This is a genomic window from Nonomuraea sp. NPDC026600 (genome assembly GCF_040638335.1).
GTDB lineage: Bacteria > Actinomycetota > Actinomycetes > Streptosporangiales > Streptosporangiaceae > Nonomuraea.
In genome coordinates, this window is sequence record NZ_JBEZYD010000020.1 from 215,923 (window position 1) to 218,148 (window position 2,226).

Annotated in this window: 1 protein-coding gene; it reads right to left on the bottom strand. The window is 72.2% G+C overall.

Annotated features, from left to right (window positions below):
- Positions 1 to 32 precede the first annotated feature (32 nt).
- Positions 33 to 2,174, bottom strand: coding sequence for an SDR family NAD(P)-dependent oxidoreductase (locus AB0F17_RS37535; RefSeq protein ID WP_358032771.1), 2,142 nt, complete (start codon positions 2,172 to 2,174; stop codon positions 33 to 35).
- Positions 2,175 to 2,226 lie beyond the last annotated feature (52 nt).

Here is a 2,226-nt window from a genome sequence, read left to right on the forward strand (position 1 = left end):
ACGAAGCCGCCGTCCTTGGTTCGCCGGGCCGTTCAGGAACTGCCGAACTCGCGATCGATGAGGTCGAAAATCTCTTTGTCGGTCGCCGATTCGAGATCGTCGTCGTCGGAGACGTAGGTGACCTCGTCCTCGGTGGCGCCGCTGAGCCTGGCGGCCAGCGCGGCCAGGCGGCTCTGGACGAGGGCGCGGTCCGGGCCGTCGGCCGCCATCGCCGTGACCGCCGCCTCCAACCGGTCGAGATCATCGAGGACTGTGGGCAGCCCTTCCAGCTCGGTACGCAGATAGCGGACGAGCGCGGCCGGGCTGGGATGGTCGAACACCAGGGTGACCGGCAACTGCAGGCCCGTCGCCGCACCCAGCCGGTTACGCAGGTCCACCGCGCTCAGCGACCCGAGGCCCAGGTCTCTGAAGGACCGCTCGGCCTCGACCGTGTCCGGCGTCGCGTGCCCGAGTACGGCGGCGACGTGCTCGGTGACGAGCGCCAGCACCTCGGTTTCCCGCTCGGCGGGCAGCAACCTGGCCAGCCGATCCGCCCAGGAATCCCCGGTGGACGGCTCAGCCGGCGCGTCGCCGTCGCCACGTGCCGCCTCGATCGTGGCAAGCAGCGGCCGGGACCTGGCGGAGGCGAAGACCGGCGCGAAGACCGCCCAGTCGACGTTGGCCACTGTCACGAACGTCTCGTCCTCTGCCAGGATCCGCGCCAGGGCGGCGAGCGCCAGTTCGGGCGGCAGGGTCGGCAGTCCCTGGCGGCGCAGGTGCGCCTCGTCCACTTCGTCGGGCATGCGCTCACTGGCCCAGACGCCCCATGCGATCGACGTGGTGGCCCTGCCTCGCGCCCGCCGGTGCTCGGCGAAGGCGTCCAGGTAGGCGTTGCCCACCGCGTACGCGGCGTGGTCGCCGCTCCCCCACAACCCGGCCACCGAGGAGAAGCAGATGAAATGGTCGAGCTGCTGGGGATCGAGAAGTTCGTCCAGATGCTGGGCGCCGCGGATCTTGGCCGCCGCCACGGCGCCGAGTTCGGCAACCGTGACGTCGGCGAGCGGGGCCAGCCGGGTGGCGGTGGCGGCGTGCACCACCGTACGCACGGTCTGCCCGTCAGCGTCGAGGCGGGCCAGCAGGTCAGCCACCGCGTCCCGGTCGGCCACGTCGCAGGCCACGGCGCTCGCACGTGTGCCCAGCGCGGTCAGCTCGGCCACCAGTTCGGCGGCCCCCGGGGCGTCCGGGCCCCGGCGGCTGACCAGCACGACATGCTCGGCGCCCTGCTCGGCCAGCCAGCGGGCCACGTACGGCGCGATCGAACCGGTGCCGCCGATGAGCAGCGCCGTACCGCGAAGACGGACCTCGCCGGCGGGACTGCCCGCGAGCGGGGCGCGGATGAGCCGCCGGACGTACACCCCCGAAGGCCGCACCGCAGCCTGATCCTCCTCGCCGAGCCCGGCCAGTACGGAGCAGACCCGCGCGTACACGGCCTCGCCGGGGTCTTCCGGCAGATCGATCAAGCCTCCCCATAGCTCTGGATGCTCCAGCGCCGCCACCCGTCCCAGACCCCAGACGGCCGCCTGTGCCGGGCTGCGCACTGTGTCGTCCGGCCCCGCTGAAACGGCTCCACTGGTGAGCGACCACAACGGTGCCCTGCTTCCGGCCGCCGCCATCGTCTGGACCAGTTCCAGCGTGGCCGCCGTACCACCGGGCACGCCGTCCGGCCCGGCCCGCTCGTCGAGGGCGAGCAGCGACAGCACGCCTGCGGGCTCCGCCGCCAGCGCCGCTGTGAGCGCGGTCCGGTCAGAACCGGCCAGCGTCACTGGGAGCGCGCCGTATTTCTTCAGCGCCTGTACGGTCTCCTCCACCGTCGCGTTGCCGACGTGGCTCTCCGGCACGACGACCAGCCAGGTGCCCGAGAGCAAGGGGGGTGCGGATTCCGCAGGCTGCCAGGTGACGCGGTAGCGCCACGTGTCCAGGATGGAACGGGCATGGTGGCGGTTGCGCCAGCTCGCGAGCGCGGGGAGGACCGAGCTGAGCGGTGGGTCACCGGCCAGGTCGAGCGTCTGGGTGAGGCTGTCGAGGTCGCCGCCTTCGACTGCCCGCCAGAGCTCGGCGTCTACGGGGTCCTGGCGGGTGTGCTCCAGCCAGTAGCGCTGACGCTGGAACGGATACGTCGGCACATCAACCGACACCCCACCCACCCCAGGCCACTCAACCGGCACCCCACGAACAAACGCCCCACCC